Annotated in this window: 1 pseudogene; it reads left to right on the top strand. The window is 76.1% G+C overall.

From position 1 onward, the window contains the following. Positions 1-103: 103 nt before the first annotated feature. A pseudogene (locus AC2CJA_RS27135) lies at positions 104-540 on the top strand (hypothetical protein); the annotation flags it as partial.

Genomic DNA, 540 nt, shown 5'->3' with positions numbered 1-540 from the left:
GGCCCCGGCAGCCCCCGCGCCGCAGCCGCAGGCCGCTCCTCCGCCCCGGGCCCCGGCACCGCCCCAGGGCGGCGGCGCCGACGGCGGGCAGGGTGCCGCGCAGGTGCGGCAGATGTGGCCCGGCGTCCTGGAGGCCGTCAAGGGCCGCCGCCGGTTCACCTGGATCCTGCTCAGCCAGAACGCGCATGTGGCCGGATTCGACGGGACGACGCTCCGGATCGGCTTCTCCAACCAGGGAGCCCGTGACAGCTTCACCAACGGCGGCAGCGAGGAAGTGCTGCGCGCCGCGCTGGCCGACGCGTTCGGCGTGCAGTGGCGGATCGAGTCCGTCGTCGATCCATCCGGCGGTTCCGCGCCGCCGCAGGGGCAGGCGCCGCACTCGCCCGGGGGCCCCGGGGGTTTCCGACCGGCCGCCGCCGCGGCGCCACCGGCCCCCGCCGCGCAGTCCCCGTCCCCCGCGACGTACGCGCAGCAGCAGCCGGCCCGGCAGCAGCCCCGGCAGTCCCTGTCTCTTTTAAAAAATACCGTCCCACGTATACC

Source organism: Streptomyces sp. ATLC9, assembly GCF_057196705.1.
The sequence above is the reverse complement of the archived record's forward strand: the minus strand, read 5'-3'. Positions and strand labels throughout refer to the sequence as shown.